Genomic DNA, 15636 nt, shown 5'->3' on the forward strand with positions numbered 1-15636 from the left:
CTGAAAGCCTATGGCATGACTTACCGCATCACACAACTGGTTGAATAAAAGTCGCGAAATCACCTAAGGTAAATCAAAAGCAAGGCCGATACATATTAAACATTGTGTTGAAACAAAAAGGAGTTTTTATAACAATGAATTTTCGTATCCACTCTGACTCACTGATTTTCACACCTGTGAAAACACCATCTTAAGCAGACAACCCCAAGAGAGATGACTTACAACAACAGCCCGACGAATCAACAACTATCGCGGCGTATATTGGTGATACGCGTAACAGCTCACCACACAGTGCGCTACTAAATCCCGATGGCTTCGACTTTGATAACATGTCTATTAACGAATTTACCGGTATTATCGATGCTATTCGAACTTTAGAATCGGATATGGCTCGCGCTAGCGGATATTCGGGTAGCTTGCGTGACACTTTTTGGGATGATGTGATGGGCGTTAAAGGAGCACTAGATAATACTGACTTTTCTGAGCTTGATTACCGCGCTGATGATAAGATAGAGATCAGCGATTTTTTTGCCGAAAGTGTAGAGAGAACAGCCAAGATGGAGCAAGAAAATTATCGCGCATTTCATGGTTCACATGGCATCGCCCAGCAAAAACAACAAACAGTAGCCAAAATCACTTCCGAACCCTTCCTTCGAGAGTACCAAGAAAAAGCGATAGCATTTTTAAAAACTCGTGAAACCCAACTAATTGATAGGCAGGCTTAAGTGACCTGCGCAATATTGAGTACCTATTGAATTAATTATTTCGGTATTCGTAACGTACACCACCGCAAGTGGTAACCTCGCCTCAATGATTCATTAACGCTATGGGGTAGCTATCACGGAGTAAATATCTACACAAAATTTGCTTTTATTTTTGCAATTTCTTTATCTTCATAAGGCTTTGCAGAAAACAGCCCCCAAACAGGTTTCGGCCAAGCAATATCAGTTTTAAATCGTGCGATGTGGTGCACATGTAATTGCGGCACCATATTACCAAGCGCTGCTACATTCAATTTATCTGGCGTAAAGGTGTCTTGTAACAAACGACTCAGCTTGGCCGACTCTTGCCAAAACTGGATTTGCTGTGGCTCAGGTAAATCAATAATTTCTTTTGCTCCCGCTACTCTTGGCACTAAGATAAACCAAGGATATTGTGAGTCATTCATCAATAATACAGTACAAAGCGGCCATTCTGCCATTAGAATACAGTCTCGCTGTAATTCTTTCGCTAATTCAAACATCATAATGCACTTCTTTAAATCCGATTTACTCGGCACTCTATCCGAATTTGTTGCTATTGCAAAGTAGCTTCATTACCATCCGCAAAGACTTTAAAAATACAACAAGGTGGCTACCGTGCATTCTCGCATTAAACACTACACAATAGCCCTTCCGTTAGCATTTGCATCTGTTGCCGCTAACGCAGGGCAGCTAACTCTTGAGCGACTTTTTGACGACCCATCCCTATCAGGTAAAGCGCCTGTAAAACTGCAATTTTCTCCTGACGGTTCTCGTGTTACTTACCTTCAAGGAAAAAAAGAAGACTATAACCGTTACGACCTTTGGGAATACAATCTAAAAGACAATACCAACCGTTTATTGGTAGACTCAGCAGCGCTATTTTCTGGCCCAGAGAACCTCTCAGATGAAGAAAAAGCACGACGTGAGCGTCAACGTATTTTTGGCCGTGGTATTTTAGAATACAAATGGTCAAAAGATGGTAAAGCGCTACTTTTCCCACTCAATGGCGACTTGTACTACTATGAAATCGCTTCAGGTAAGAGCATAAAGCTAACAGAAACCGAGGCATTCGAAACCGATGCTCGCTTCTCACCAAAAGGTAACTTTGTTTCATTTATTCGTGAGCAAAACCTCTATACCATCAATCTCAAGTCAGGCAAAGAAACGCAATTAACTAAAGACGGCGGTGGCGTAATTAAAAACGGCATGGCTGAGTTTGTTGCCCAAGAAGAGATGAGCCGCATGACGGGCTACTGGTGGTCGGGTGATGAGCAACAAATTGCTTTTACTCGCATTGATGAAAGTCCAGTTCAAGAAGCCATTCGTAACGAAATCTATGCCGAAGAAGTCAAGCTATTCAATCAACGATACCCATACACCGGGACTGCCAACGTTGAGATTGAATTAGGTGTTGTAAAAATCAATGACCAAAAGGTGGATTGGATTGATCTAGGCGAAGATAAAGACATTTACATCGCCCGTGCAAACTGGTTGAAAGACAACAAAACATTGTCATATCAGTGGCAAAATCGCTCGCAGCAAAAACTAGAACTGCGCTTTTACGATACCAAAAGCAAAAAACAGCAAGTTGCCCTAACCGAAACCAGTGATACCTGGATTAACCTGCATTTTGACCTTGAGTTCTTAAAAGACAAAAAACACTTTGTATGGGCTTCTGAGCGCGATGGCTTTAAACACCTTTACCTATACAGAACCAATGGCCAACTTGTGCGCCAAATCACTAAAGGCGAGTGGATTGTTGAAAGCCTTCAAGGCGTTGACGAAAAAAAGGGTATTGTATACTTTTCAGGTCGCAAAGACACGCCGCTTGAGAGCCACCTATACAGCGTGCCACTTTTCAAAGAAGGCGATGCAAAACGTATTACCGAAAAAGGTAGCTTCCATAAAGTAGTACTTGCAAAAGATAACCGTACTTTTATTGATAAAGCGTCTTCAGTCAATCGTCCACCAGCTGTTGCACTGCGCAAAGTAAACGGCGAATTTGTCACTTGGCTTGAAGAAAATGCTTTAGACAACCAGCACCCGCTTACACCGTACTTGAGCAATCTAGCCACGCCAGAGTACGGCACACTGAAAGCTGAAGATGGTCAAACCATGTATTACCGTTTATTTAAGCCAGCAAAGCTTGAAAGTGGTAAGAAATACCCTGTGATTGTAAACGTTTACGGTGGCCCTCACGCGCAGCGTGTTACCAACAGCTGGCGTAGTAAAAACTTGTACTTCCAATATCTAGCACAGCAGGGTTATGTGATTTTCCAGCTTGATAACCGCGGCTCCTACAACCGAGGTAAAAAGTTTGAAGACCCTATCTACAAACACTTAGGTGAAGTAGAGGTGGCCGACCAAATTAAAGGCGTTGAATTCTTACGTACACTGGACTACGTAGATCCTGAGCGTATCGGTATTTACGGTCACAGCTATGGTGGTTATATGGCGCTGATGACAATGTTTAAAGCAGGCGACTACTTTAAAGCCGGTGTTTCTGGTGCGCCAGTAACCGATTGGGCACTGTATGACACCCATTACACTGAGCGTTACCTAGGTCACCCAGATACAAATGCCAAGGGCTATGAACAAAGTGCTGTCTTCCCTTATGCCGATGGCCTAAAAGGCCCGCTGATGATCTATCACGGTATGGCCGATGACAACGTACTATTTACCCATGCAACTAAGTTATTTAAGCAGTTGCAGGACGAAGTTAAGCCATTTGAAATGATGACTTACCCGGGCTCTAAACACAGTTTACGAGGCAAAAAAGTACAAACCCACTTACACCAAACCATTACTGACTTCTTCAACCGTCACTTTGACGTTGACCCTAAGTAAACACTTAATCACGCCCAGCCTCGCTGGCTGGGCGTGATGACACTCTCAAAGTAATTTGTCTCTACTCCTTTAGTCTAATTGTTTATTCTTATGGACTACGAAAAACTACAATTATTATGCAAGCGCGATTTACGCCAGTTAGCTTGCTTATTGCCTGTGCAACCAAAGCCTAGACAAGGAATGACTAGCCAACTTTTTAGGCTACTTTTACATTATTCTTTTATCTAGTTACAAGCCATTGGGATATCCAGGCTAAGCAATTTTACTGTTTTGAAGTAAGTCACTTTTAACATAGCGAGCATCAGGTTTGCACTCTTGGAGTACTTGAGCTGTAAGCCCCACGCACGTTTTGTTACTTACGTATTCGCGCCTAGATTCTTTCGACAATAAGAACGACATAAGGATCACATTATGTCCAAGCAGTTTTTAAGACATCTCACCATTTTTCAGCGGCTCGCATTATTAATTATTGTGGTTATTATCGGTGTTATTTTGCAAAGTGTTGTCAGTTTAACCCAGCAGTATGAAGCGTTGGAAAAACAACAATATAACAAAACCCAAAGTCTCGTAGAAAACGCGTACAGCTTAGTTGCTTACTTTCATCAACAGTACGCTTCAGGTGCGATAACCGAAACGCAGGCTAAACTAAATGCACTGGATGCCGTTGCAGCATTGCGCTATGAGGGAGACAACTATTTTTGGATTAATGATTACCAACCCAAAATGGTGATGCACCCGTTTAAACCCGAGCTTAATGGCAAAGACTTAAGCCAATCTAAAGACCCTAATGGTAAGCGTCTTTTTGTTGAAATGGTGAATGTTGCAAAAGCCAGTGGTTCAGGATTTGTGCCTTATTTATGGCCAAAACCAGGCAAACAAGCTCCGGTAGAAAAGATCTCGTATGTTAAAGCATTTACACCATGGGGGTGGATCGTAGGCTCCGGCGTATACCTTGATACCATAGATGCAGAGTTTGCAAATATTCGCAATCTCCTGTTAATTGAGTTAGCGCTCCTCATCATTTTATTATTCCCTTTCAGCGCCATAATTAGCAAAAGTATTATTGACCCTATCAATCAAGCAAAGGACATGATGAAAGATATCGCTCAAGGAGAGGGAGACCTTACCCGAACATTAAATGAAAGTGGTAAGGATGAAATAACCGCTTTGGCAAAATATTTTAACCTTTATACCGAAAAAATGCGCCACTCCATTGCCACAGTAGCGCACAATGCAAAAGAAGTAGAAACACTTGCCAACCAGGTAAAGTCAGCAGGTGAAGAAAATCTAGCATTCATCGAGTCACAAAATGACAACAGCCGCCAGGTAGCTACCGCTGCTGAACAAATGACCATGCAAGTGCGAGAAATTAGCAATAATGCAGATACAGCTGAGCACTCAGCAACCGATGCCCGCAATTATAGTCAAAAAGGTAAGCATACAATTTCTCAAACCATTGCCGCCATTAAAAAACTATCAGAGCAGATCCAATCCGTTAGTATGACAACCTCTAGCTTAGATCAAGAAAGTCAGCATATTGGCTCTGTACTGGATGTGATCCGAGGCATTGCCGAGCAAACCAATTTACTTGCATTAAATGCTGCAATAGAAGCCGCACGAGCTGGCGAACAAGGGCGCGGATTTGCTGTTGTCGCTGATGAAGTACGCACGCTGGCCAGTCGTACAGGACAGAGCACGGATGAGATCCACAACATGATTGAACGTCTGCAAAAAGAGGCACAGCAAGCCGTCGCAGCGGTAAAAATTAGTCAGCAGATCTCAGAGCAAACCGTAGAGCAAGTGCAATTAGCCGATACCGCCTTAACGGAAATTGAAAAACTTATTGATGATATTTCTGATATGAATACGCATATTGCCAAAGCCACTGATGAACAAAGCCTTGCAGCACAAGAGGTCAATGAGCGAATTGCACAACTTTCAGACTCAACTCATCACTCTCTCGATACCACTCACTCGTTGAATAAAACCAGTGAGCAATTAACCCGTGCTAGTCATGAGCTCAGTGACATCGTTGAGCGCTTTAAAGTATAAGACCAAGCAGGCAGAGCATCATCAGCACGCTCTGCCTCATACCATCTATAGATGATTAATACTATTTATCTTGTCGATAAAAATAATCCGTGCGTCGGATAATTAACGCCTTTCTAACTACCAGGTTTAGTACTAACTGCTCGGAATTCTCTTCCAATAGCCAGCTATTGGAAGAGAATTCGCCTTATTATCACCAAAATACTCCAGAGAACAAAAGCTAGACCACAAAGGTTAACAGACCTTAGTTTGTAGTAAATGGTTTCATTATGGTTATACTTGTATTATCTGTAATAACCATAAAGGCGTTCTTTTGGATCAACAGGATATTGAGATACTCACCGATACATTAGCAAATTTAAGACTTCAAGCAGACATTAATCTGGCACCTAAATTTCCCCATTTTGCTGGTAAACCTTATCCACTAGGGCGTTGCCTAGAGATCCGCGATGAAATGTTTACACTCATTACAGCTGAGCTTAAGTCAAACACTCAACGTTTAGCCATACTTAAAAATTATATGCGCACAGAACGTACTGAGCTAAAAAAAGTGTGGGGGTCATTACGCGATGAGTATTTCCAAAATGCCATACTAGTTGGTGATTGGTATATTGACACTGCAAATGATACTGTAAATGCCAATAAGCCAAGGGTAGAAATTAAGCCAATTTCTCAGTCAGGTTTTACTGCCATCTCGCACTTTGAACAGTTTGTAAAAATTGCCAGGTCTTACTGGCAAGTTGATATATATAGAAACACTGCTTTTCCTGCTATTGCCCCATATTTACCGCTGATCTGTGTAAATGAACAAGGTGCTACATGGTTAGCAGCTGCCAATGATGACATGATAAAGGTCGCAACCGAGAGCCAGTTTTTGTTATCTGAAGATATTCTTAAGCAGCTACCAGAGCCCACTGAATCGATAGTCTCTCGCTGGCAAAACACCCTACTCACGCTGCATGAGCCCGACGAGTTGCTATTAAAAACGGGAAGTCCGCAAGCATACTGCAAAAAGTACAGAGATACCGAGAAAGCAGCGGATATTGTTTTTAGAGATAAGGTTGTTCGCGCTTACATGAGCTTACCAAAAGGGGCATAATTAGCCTTGCTCTATTCTAGTCAAACTGACGCTAACTAGGTTAAGCGCTTTGAGAGTCACCCTGAATGTCAGGGGGACTCTCATACGATAGGACTTTTAGAATGACACTGGATAAGTAGGGTTTTCGCTCGAAATCTCCCATGTATCCTCATTAGGCCTATCAACATTGCACTGGTTTTGTTGTACAAAGCAACGATCCTGGCAGGCTTGGACTTGCATAGGATCAGAGTAGTCTTGATGACAACGCTGGGCACACGAACGTGAGTCACTGTCGCAATCAACAGGAACATTACTCACTTTGGTTGTAAAATTGCCACTGCATCCACTAATAAAAACCGCAGTAAACACGGTTGCTAACATCATTTTTATTGTCATTGTTCAGCTCTCAAAAATACCGGCTCTTGTACTTTTTGCGTCGCTTCTTCGCTAAAATAGTACCCTGCATGATTAAACGCTTTTAAGCTGTCCAAGTCCGACACCTTGTTTTCAATCATATACCTAGCCATCATGCCTCGTGCTTTCTTCGCATAAAAACTGATGACTTTGTATTGACCATTTTTACAGTCTTTAAAGACAGGAGTAATAATCTCTCCATTAAAAGCTTTTTTATCAACTGCTTTAAAGTACTCATTAGAAGCTAAATTCACCAAGTAGCGTGTTTGTGCTGATGCCAATACCTCATTTAACTGCTCAGCAATAATACTCCCCCAAAATTCATAGAGGTTTTTGCCACGAGGATTACTTAACTTTGTCCCCATTTCTAAACGATAAGCTTGCATCAAGTCAAGTGGTTTTAAAATGCCGTATAACCCCGACAAAATACGTAAATGACTTTGCGCGTAATCTAAATCGGCTTCATTTAAGCTTTGTGCTTCTAAACCAACATACACGTCACCATTAAAGGCAAAGATAGCTTGCTTAGCATTACTCTCATTAAAAGGAGGTGACCACTCGGCAAACCTCGCTGCATTGAGTCCCGCTAGCTTATCACTGATTTTCATCAAGCTTGAGATCTGCTGCGGTGTCAGGTCACGACAAACATCGATTAATAATTCACTATGCGCTAGCAACTCTGGCTGCGTATATGTGTTAATTGGCGCTGGAGTTTCGTAGTCTAGGTTTTTCGCTGGAGAGATAACGGTGATCATAGTTTGCCTATTGACTTAGCTTTTAATTAATGTCAATTTCAACACTATCCCTACGTAACTTCAAGTGTTTGTCCACTTTGTACGAGGGCTTAAGCTATTCGTGGCTTCGCTTTACAACTCGACCTTATATAACAATAACCTGAAATCGCAAGAGTGATATGTCACCTAATACGGACATATGACCTATCCAGCTATTTAATGGTGTTGCAACATAAGGCGTCTAATATCACTTCGCTGTTATCAAAATTGGAATGAGGAACACATGACTTCAGCATTAGATAGGCTAAAACAACATTCATCAATCGTCGCTGACACCGGTGACATTGAAGCTATCCGCAAGCTACAGCCTGAGGATGCAACAACAAACCCTTCTCTTTTACTTAAAGCGGCTGAGACGCCTGCTTATCAGCCTTATCTAACAGAAGCTTGGGATTATGCCAAAGCCAATGAAAGTGATGCTGACAAGCAGCTAGAGCTTGCTTGTGACTATTTTGCTGTGGTGATTGGTAAAGAAATCGCCAACTCTGTGCCAGGCTATATCTCAACCGAAGTAGACGCACGTTTATCTTTTGATACCGAAGCGACTATCGCAAAAGCCAAAACACTACTAAGCCTGTATGACGCACAAGGCGTGAGCAAAGACAAAATTTTGATCAAAATAGCGTCAACTTGGGAAGGCATCAAAGCTGCTGAAGCCCTTGAAAAAGAAGGGATTAAGTGCAACTTAACACTATTATTTAGTGAAGCACAAGCGCGTGCATGTGCCGATGCTAATGTGTTCTTAATCTCACCATTTGTCGGTCGCATTTTGGATTGGCACGTTGCCAATGGCCTAGAAAAGCCAACAGACCCACTACAAGATCCTGGCGTACAATCTGTTCGTAGTATTTTTGAGTTCTATAAGCAACATGGTTATAAAACCGTAGTTATGGGCGCAAGTTTCAGAAATACTGGAGAAATCTTAGCCTTAACGGGTTGTGATAAGTTAACGATTAGCCCAGCTTTACTAGAAGAGCTTGCTGCAATGCCAGCAAACGACGAGTACTTGCTTGCAGCTGACTTTGAGCCACAGGAAAAACCAGCCGCACTAACAGAAAATGAATTCCGCTGGTTACATAATCAAGATGCAATGGCGACAGAAAAGCTCGCTGAAGGCATTCGCTCATTTGCAGATGCGCAAGAAACCCTTGTAGCTCGCTTTAAGGCTCTATAACGCATTTAGCAAATTAAATTCAGCATCAAAACGTCGCATTATGCGGCGTTTTTTATATCTTTAAATCCTGCTCCACACTCTGCGTTAAGAGCCTCCTCTACGCCTTCTTTGACTTTCATCAAACTGTCACTTGCTTTTAACCCAAAAGACACAATTGTGTTTTATTTTTGTTCCGACTGTGGTATATCAATATCACTTGAAGTGAAAATTGATACCGCTACATTCCGGTTTTGGTATAAAAAGCGAGCAACATGGGGTTGCTTGTAGCGTACTTTAACTATCAGACTTTTAACGGTTCCTCCCCTGAGGCTTACCATATAGTGTGAAAAATCAACGGTGTCATTGCAGTTGTCGTGCTCATCGAAGCCAAAACAAGTGCCACTTTAGGTTGTTTTTATCAATAGGAGATTTTCATGGATACCCTAGACGAGTTATTAGAACTATTAGAAAGTCCAGAGGCTAAGAAAAAAACTTCATCTAAGGGCAAAAAACGAAAATGGCGCGAGATTGAAGCGCTTAAAGATAAACAGCGACTACGCAAAGAACTACAGGAACTAGATATTTTCGCAGACAGTGTTGATTTAGACGAATTTGATTTAAGCTAAAAAGAGCGCCCTTCACGGCGCTCTTTTTGGTTTTTATTATTATAGTTCAGCCAGTCGCCAATCGATTGGCTGCTTCCCCATTTGTGTCAGCAGTTGATTTGTTTTACTGAAGTGGCCACAGCCAAAAAAACCACGATGTGCAGAGAGCGGTGAGGGATGAGGTGCGTGTAAAACATGGTGACGATTTTTGTCTATGTTTTTACCTTTTTTTTGTGCATGTGAGCCCCAAAGTAAAAAAATGATCCCTTCACTGTTGGCATTGAGTTTCTCGATCACTACATCGGTAAAGCGCTCCCACCCGAGGCTTTTGTGCGAGTGAGCTTGTCCTTGCTCTACTGTCAAAACCGTATTTAACAGCAGTACCCCCTGTTTCGCCCAGTCAATTAGATAACCATGATTGGGGACGGTAAAACCCTCAATATCTTGCAGCAACTCTTTATACATATTATTTAATGACGGTGGTGGCTTGATACCCGGCAGTACAGAAAAACATAAACCGTGAGCTTGGTTGGGGCCATGGTAAGGATCTTGCCCAAGAATTACCACTTTAACTTGGTCAAATGGAGTGACTTTAAACGCCTCAAATACTTGCTCTTGTGGCGGAAATACGTTGACACCTTGTGCCCGACGCTCTGCCACGTACTCCATGGTTTGTTTAAAGTACTCTTGTTGTTTTTCTTGACCTAGTACGTCACTCCACGTTGTCATGTTCTACCTTCATCGTTTTATAATGCGCTCGAGAGACGTTAAGTTTACCACATAAATCCGATATTCCCTCGAGCATACGATAGCTATAACGATGGAGCAGATCAGCATCAACAGATATGTATTGCTTGTGCTTTACCGCAGGGACAGAAGGCCATTGCTGCCATTTAATCGACTCTCTGTCTTGCTCACTCTTTTCTTTGGGGATCACAATCACTTGTGGTGATTTCAACAAAACGTTCTCAATGCTAATTTGCGGATAGTCTGTGGTGGCGTCGGCAAAAACATTTTTCACATTACACACGTTAAAGACTTGCTGTAACCAACTTTTTCCCCCCACGGTCATCAGCGGTGATGGCCACAATTGATAAAATACAGCTAAGCTAGCACTTTGTTCATACTGAGCTTTTAGCTCATCTAAACGCTTAGTAAACAAATCAGCCTGTTGTTGTGCTTGAGATCCAAGCCCAGTAATTTTACCAAAGCGTAGCAACTCATCGGGTAATTTATCTAAATATTTTGCTTCGCTATAGATCACATCAACGCCAAAACTCTCGAGCTTTTCAAGCATGGGAACGTGACTTGCGTTTTTCCATGCAATGATAAGATCAGGCTTAAGTGCCAAAATTTTTTCAACCGAAATGCCCTGATAATCGCCTATCTGAGGCAGTTGCTTGGCTGCTTCTGGATAATCCGCATAGGCGACCGTGCCTACAATCCGCTTCCCAGCGCCTATTGCATAAAGGTTTTCGACAATATGAGGGGCAAGGGCGATGATCCGCTCTGCAGGCTTAGCGCTAACACTAAAGGCAAAAGCTAAAACAATAGAAAAAGTGAGCTTTAGCATCAGTAGTCAAACCCCTTTTGCGCTTTAATACCTGCGTCAAAGGCATGCTTCACGTTGCGCACTTCACTCACAGTATCTGCAAGCTCGGTCAGACGTCGATGTGCTCCGCGTCCAGTTACAATCACTGACTGCATAGTTGGGCGATTTTCTAGCACCGTTATGACTTCATCCAAATCTAGATAGTCATAGCTCAACATATAGGTAATTTCATCGAGCAATACCAAGTCGATGCTTTCATCTTGTAGCCATACTTTTGCTTGCTGCCATGTCGCCTGCGCGGCAGCAGTATCGGTTTCACGGTTTTGCGTTTCCCATGTGAAGCCAGTTTTCATGACCGCAAATGGCACACCGACTTTTTCGAGCAAGTTGCGCTCTCCACACTCCCACGTACCTTTAATAAACTGCACAACCGCTGCGTTCATACCATGACCGACACAACGCGCAACGGTGCCAAAACCAGATGTTGACTTACCTTTACCGTTACCTGTGATCACTTGCAAAATGCCCTGCTCTTGCTGGGCAGCAGCGATTTTTTCATCGACTTGTTGTTTTACTTTTTGCTGTCGTTGCTGATGCTTATCTTGTTGTCCGCTCATGTTATTCCTCAATTATTTTCATCAATTTTTGCCAATCTAAATGTGCTTCACAGCTGTCGGCAAGAAGCGTAATTTGCAGTTCTCTGTGCTTCGCTAAATCAATCGCGGCAGTACCTGCTTGCTTACTACCTACCCAAGACAAGATAGCCTGTGTCGCGGCAACCGTATCAAATAAACCATGTAAATAGGTGCCTGCAATTTGATTATCTCGAGAGATAAAACCATCTTTCACACTGTTATTTGGATGTGTGTTAAATAGTAGGAATGGCATCTCTAGTGCCGCTCCAGAAGAAATCCCGGCATGGATCTCGTAACCACACATTTCAGCACTTTGCTCATCTAATTGGCAAATGCCAGACACTTGCGTCAGTACTTTTTGCTCTGAGAGTGTAGTCTCAAAGTCAGCCAGACCAAGCCCAGCGACTTCACCAAGTGTAGATTCCACCGCATTTGGATCTCTAATGAACTTACCTAACATTTGCAAACCGCCGCACACACCTAGTACCTTACCACCGTACCTCAGGTGCCGTTTGATTTCTTCCGCCCAACCTTGTTTGCGTAAGAAAGCTAAATCACTCAACACATTTTTACTACCAGGCAGTATGATTAAATCACAAGGGCCGATAGATTCTTGATAGCGCACATAACGCAAATCCACTTCAGGGTTTAAGCGCAAGGTGTCAAAGTCGGTGTGATTGCTAATATGAGGAAATAGTAAAACCCTAACGCTTAACGATCCCCGTTCACAGATATTGTCTACCGTCACCGCATCTTCTGCATCGAGCGCTAAGCCATGCAAATAGGGCAATACCCCAAGTACAGGCTTACCCGTTTTTTGCTCAAGCCAGTCAAGTCCTGATTGCAATAACGCAACATCACCACGGAAGCGATTGATCACAAACCCTTTAACCAAGCTTTGTTCATAGTCACTTAATAGCGCAAGTGTGCCAACCAAATGTGCGAATACCCCGCCTTTGTCGATATCAGCGATAATGATCACGGGGCACGCCACCTCACAGGCAAACCCCATATTGGCAATGTCATTTTCACGCAGATTGATCTCAGCAGGGCTCCCCGCCCCTTCCACTATGCACAGTTCAAATTGGTCGCTGAGGCGCTGATGTGAGGAAAGTACAGCCTCCATCGCTACCTTTTTGTAATCATGATAAGCAGCTGCTTCCATATTACTAATGGCTTTCCCGTGAATAATAACTTGTGCACCAGTGTCTGAATTTGGCTTAAGTAAAATAGGATTAAAGTCTGTGGATAGTGGGACTTTTGCAGCCTCAGCTTGGAGTGCTTGTGCCCGACCAATTTCACCGCCGCAAGGTGTGACAGCACTATTTAGTGCCATATTTTGCGGCTTAAAAGGCGCAACCGATAACCCCTTACGCTGTAGCACACGGCAAAGTCCTGCAACCAGTGTACTTTTACCCGCATCCGACGTAGTGCCCTGCACCATTAAGGTCTTCATGCTCCTTCACCTCTTAAGCATTGTGATACGCCTGCAATAATAAACAGAGCTGGGAGTGTTATCGCTAAGTGCGTCAACTGTAACTGGGTTTGCCTTGGTGACAGGATCTGCACTAGCTGCACAGTCAAGGATTTAAATTTACCAAAGGCGCCTAACGGTTTGGCTTTTAAGTCAATAAGCTGTTGAATATGCACATTTATAAGAGTGGCTAACGGTTTAACCACGACTTCCTCCTATTCCAGCAGAGCGGCGATTTTTGACAATAAGCAATACTAAAAAGAACACGCTGCCAATGGCTGCGGTGATCACTCCAACGGGAAGTTCCTGATTGTCAATAAGTGTGCGTGACAACACGTCCACCCAGAGCATTAAAAGTGCGCCACAAAGCGCGGTGGCAACCACTCCACTGACCTTTGCCTGCGAGATAAAAAAGCGCACGATGTGTGGGATCATTAAACCAACAAATCCGACTCCGCCACACGCAGCGACAAGTACTGCGGTGAGCAAAGAACTTAACAACAACATACCTATTCGTACTCGTCCTACGTTCACACCAAGCGTAGTGGCACTCTCATCTCCGAGTAACAGCGCATTGAGCGGGCGGCGCATGATTAAAAGCATAATAAAACTCAGTATTACCACCAAGCACACAAACCAGAGCCATTGACAGCTAGCCCTTGCAAACGAGCCAAGATTCCAAAATAAGATTGCACTAATCGCTTGTGGGTCACTCCAATAAAGCAGCAAACTGGTAAATGCACTGAATAGAAAAGAAAGTGCAACGCCGGCTAACAACATGGTTTCCACTTGCTGCAGTGCATTACGCTTTGCCACGAATAACAGCAACAAAATTGATAGCACGCTTCCAATAAATGCAGCCCCAGACATTGCGAAGCCAGACTGCGCACCGAACAACGTGATAAGTACCACTACACCAAACGATGCACCTGAAGAAATCCCAAATAAATAAGGATCGGCAAGTGGATTGCGCGTTACGGTTTGCAATATAAGCCCAGCGATTGCCAATCCCGCTCCCGCACTCATTGCCAAAAGCGTTCTTGGTAAGCGAAGTTCAACCACGACACGCTGTTGAATTACATTGGGATCAAAATTAATAATCGCTTGAATAACAAGATGCCAAGATAAATCAATTGCACCTATCTTTAGTGCCATCAACATACTGAAGCAACACAAACTCAACAGTAACAGTGAGCTCAACCAGACTCGCTTTGCTGCTATCATAGCTGATACCCATAATGAAAGCGTATATGCGGGATCTCACTATTATTTGGCGGGTGGCGGACAGTATAAACCTCCGCACACACTCCAAAAACTTGGCTTAACAGCGCTTCATTAATGACTTCAAGTGGCGCACCATCTGCAACAAGCTCGCCATTGCTCAATATTAATAACCGATCACACAAGGCGCTGGCTAAATTTAAATCATGAAAAGACGCGATGATAGTTACACCAAGCTGTTTAGCTAGCTCCATAATTTGAATTTGATATTTAATATCCAAATGGCTAGTAGGTTCATCCATTATCAATACTTGCGGCGCCTGAACCATAGCACGAGCGATCATCGCCCTTTGCTTCTCCCCACCTGATAACGAACTGTAACATTGCTCACACTTGTGACTTAATCCAACCTGCTCTATGGCCCGGAATATAGTTTGCTTTTCAGCAGCAGTAATGGTTGCTAGCAATGATTTGTTAGGGGTTAATCCCATCAACACCATATCAAATAGTGGTAGATTAAACTCAACGGGAATATCTTGTAGCACCACCGCGACATTTCTTGCGTAGGCCTTGCGCCCATAGCCGTTAAGAGGATTGCCATTGAAGAGTAACTGCCCTGAGCTTGGCGATATGTATTGATATAATGTGCGCAGCAAGGTCGACTTTCCAGCTCCATTCGGCCCGAGCAAACCAATAAATTCGCCTGGATTAATCGTGAAGCTAAGCGCTTTCAAGATAGCTTTGCCACCAAGCTGTACGCTAAGTTTATCAACTTGAAACTGCGGTGTGACTGCCATAGCACCTCTGATTGGGCATGGCAAAGCAGTCGCTTGTAGCATAGGCGACTGCTTTGACTTAAGTCTGCCCGCTTAAGTAAACAACCTGAACTTTGGATAATCTTGCTCTTATCCAACCCTCAGATTAAATAAATAGACCTTGGTATCTGACTTATGCAAGAGATACACTCCAGCACTTACAGTTGCGGGGACAGTTGAGGACTCACACCTCATTCCCAATATCTGCCTATTACGAAATGTGCATTATTATGAAGTCTAGACGTCTAAAATACAA

Annotated in this window: 16 protein-coding genes and 1 riboswitch; of the genes, 6 read left to right on the top strand and 10 right to left on the bottom strand. The window is 43.1% G+C overall.

Features of this window, described 5'->3' with window-relative positions:
• The first annotated feature begins 329 nt into the window (after positions 1-329).
• Positions 330-725 (top strand): hypothetical protein, encoded by a 396-nt coding sequence (locus HUZ36_RS02950; protein WP_176031945.1) that lies wholly within the window; start codon positions 330-332, stop codon positions 723-725.
• Positions 726-853: 128 nt separating this feature from the next.
• Here the strand turns inward: HUZ36_RS02950 and HUZ36_RS02955 are convergent, their stop codons facing one another.
• A complete protein-coding gene (locus tag HUZ36_RS02955; protein ID WP_176031946.1) occupies positions 854-1246 on the bottom strand; it encodes an HIT domain-containing protein in 393 nt (130 codons plus the stop codon).
• 112 nt (positions 1247-1358) lie between these two features.
• On the opposite strand from HUZ36_RS02955, the gene HUZ36_RS02960 reads away from it, so the two are divergent.
• The 3 genes from HUZ36_RS02960 (at position 1359) to HUZ36_RS02970 (ending at position 6738) form a co-directional block, all read left to right on the top strand.
• Positions 1359-3590, top strand: coding sequence for a S9 family peptidase (locus HUZ36_RS02960; protein ID WP_176031947.1), 2232 nt, complete (start codon positions 1359-1361; stop codon positions 3588-3590).
• 411 nt (positions 3591-4001) lie between these two features.
• Positions 4002-5642 (top strand): methyl-accepting chemotaxis protein, encoded by a 1641-nt coding sequence (locus tag HUZ36_RS02965; RefSeq protein WP_147390369.1) that lies wholly within the window; start codon positions 4002-4004, stop codon positions 5640-5642.
• Between the two features lie 310 nt (positions 5643-5952).
• Positions 5953-6738, top strand: coding sequence for a hypothetical protein (locus tag HUZ36_RS02970; protein WP_176031948.1), 786 nt, complete (start codon positions 5953-5955; stop codon positions 6736-6738).
• A 96-nt stretch (positions 6739-6834) separates the two neighbouring features.
• On the opposite strand, the gene HUZ36_RS02975 is transcribed toward HUZ36_RS02970, so the two are convergent.
• Both HUZ36_RS02975 and yaaA read right to left on the bottom strand, forming a co-directional pair.
• Entirely contained in the window at positions 6835-7113 is a 279-nt protein-coding gene (locus tag HUZ36_RS02975) for a hypothetical protein (RefSeq protein ID WP_125250915.1), read from the bottom strand.
• The gene (yaaA, locus tag HUZ36_RS02980) at positions 7110-7886 is read right to left on the bottom strand and encodes a peroxide stress protein YaaA (RefSeq protein WP_176031949.1); all 777 of its coding nucleotides are present in this window, start codon (positions 7884-7886) and stop codon (positions 7110-7112) included. Before yaaA ends, HUZ36_RS02975 begins: the two co-directional genes overlap by 4 nt.
• Before the next feature lie 262 nt (positions 7887-8148).
• Here yaaA and tal point away from each other — a divergent pair, with 262 nt between their 5' ends.
• On the top strand, positions 8149-9099 hold the full coding sequence (tal, locus tag HUZ36_RS02985) for a transaldolase (protein ID WP_176031950.1): 951 nt from the start codon (positions 8149-8151) through the stop codon (positions 9097-9099).
• 413 nt (positions 9100-9512) lie between these two features.
• Entirely contained in the window at positions 9513-9704 is a 192-nt protein-coding gene (locus HUZ36_RS02990) for a DUF3545 family protein (RefSeq protein ID WP_125250918.1), read from the top strand.
• A 39-nt stretch (positions 9705-9743) separates the two neighbouring features.
• On the opposite strand, the gene ung is transcribed toward HUZ36_RS02990, so the two are convergent.
• The 7 genes from ung to HUZ36_RS03025 are packed head-to-tail and all read right to left on the bottom strand — an operon-like array spanning position 9744 to position 15362.
• Positions 9744-10412 carry a uracil-DNA glycosylase gene (gene ung, locus HUZ36_RS02995; protein WP_176031951.1) on the bottom strand — a complete coding sequence of 223 codons (669 nt, stop codon included), beginning with the start codon at positions 10410-10412 and terminating at the stop codon, positions 9744-9746.
• Positions 10396-11256, bottom strand: a complete 861-nt coding sequence (locus HUZ36_RS03000) for a cobalamin-binding protein (RefSeq protein WP_176031952.1) — start codon at positions 11254-11256, stop codon at positions 10396-10398. The genes ung and HUZ36_RS03000 overlap by 17 nt, the downstream gene beginning before the upstream one ends.
• Positions 11256-11852: a cob(I)yrinic acid a,c-diamide adenosyltransferase gene (cobO, locus tag HUZ36_RS03005; RefSeq protein WP_147390375.1), complete on the bottom strand. Its 597-nt coding sequence runs from the start codon at positions 11850-11852 to the stop codon at positions 11256-11258. The genes HUZ36_RS03000 and cobO overlap by 1 nt, the downstream gene beginning before the upstream one ends.
• Position 11853: 1 nt before the next feature.
• Entirely contained in the window at positions 11854-13326 is a 1473-nt protein-coding gene (locus HUZ36_RS03010) for a cobyric acid synthase (protein ID WP_176031953.1), read from the bottom strand.
• Positions 13323-13550, bottom strand: coding sequence for a hypothetical protein (locus tag HUZ36_RS03015; RefSeq protein ID WP_128731896.1), 228 nt, complete (start codon positions 13548-13550; stop codon positions 13323-13325). The genes HUZ36_RS03010 and HUZ36_RS03015 overlap by 4 nt, the downstream gene beginning before the upstream one ends.
• Entirely contained in the window at positions 13543-14568 is a 1026-nt protein-coding gene (locus tag HUZ36_RS03020; RefSeq protein ID WP_176031954.1) for a FecCD family ABC transporter permease, read from the bottom strand. The genes HUZ36_RS03015 and HUZ36_RS03020 overlap by 8 nt, the downstream gene beginning before the upstream one ends.
• Positions 14565-15362 carry an ABC transporter ATP-binding protein gene (locus HUZ36_RS03025; RefSeq protein WP_176032024.1) on the bottom strand — a complete coding sequence of 266 codons (798 nt, stop codon included), beginning with the start codon at positions 15360-15362 and terminating at the stop codon, positions 14565-14567. Before HUZ36_RS03025 ends, HUZ36_RS03020 begins: the two co-directional genes overlap by 4 nt.
• A gap of 120 nt (positions 15363-15482) precedes the next feature.
• Positions 15483-15618, bottom strand: a riboswitch (cobalamin riboswitch).
• Between the last annotated feature and the right edge of the window lie 18 nt (positions 15619-15636).

The organism is Pseudoalteromonas sp. McH1-7, assembly GCF_013366255.1.
Taxonomy (GTDB): domain Bacteria; phylum Pseudomonadota; class Gammaproteobacteria; order Enterobacterales; family Alteromonadaceae; genus Pseudoalteromonas; species Pseudoalteromonas peptidolytica.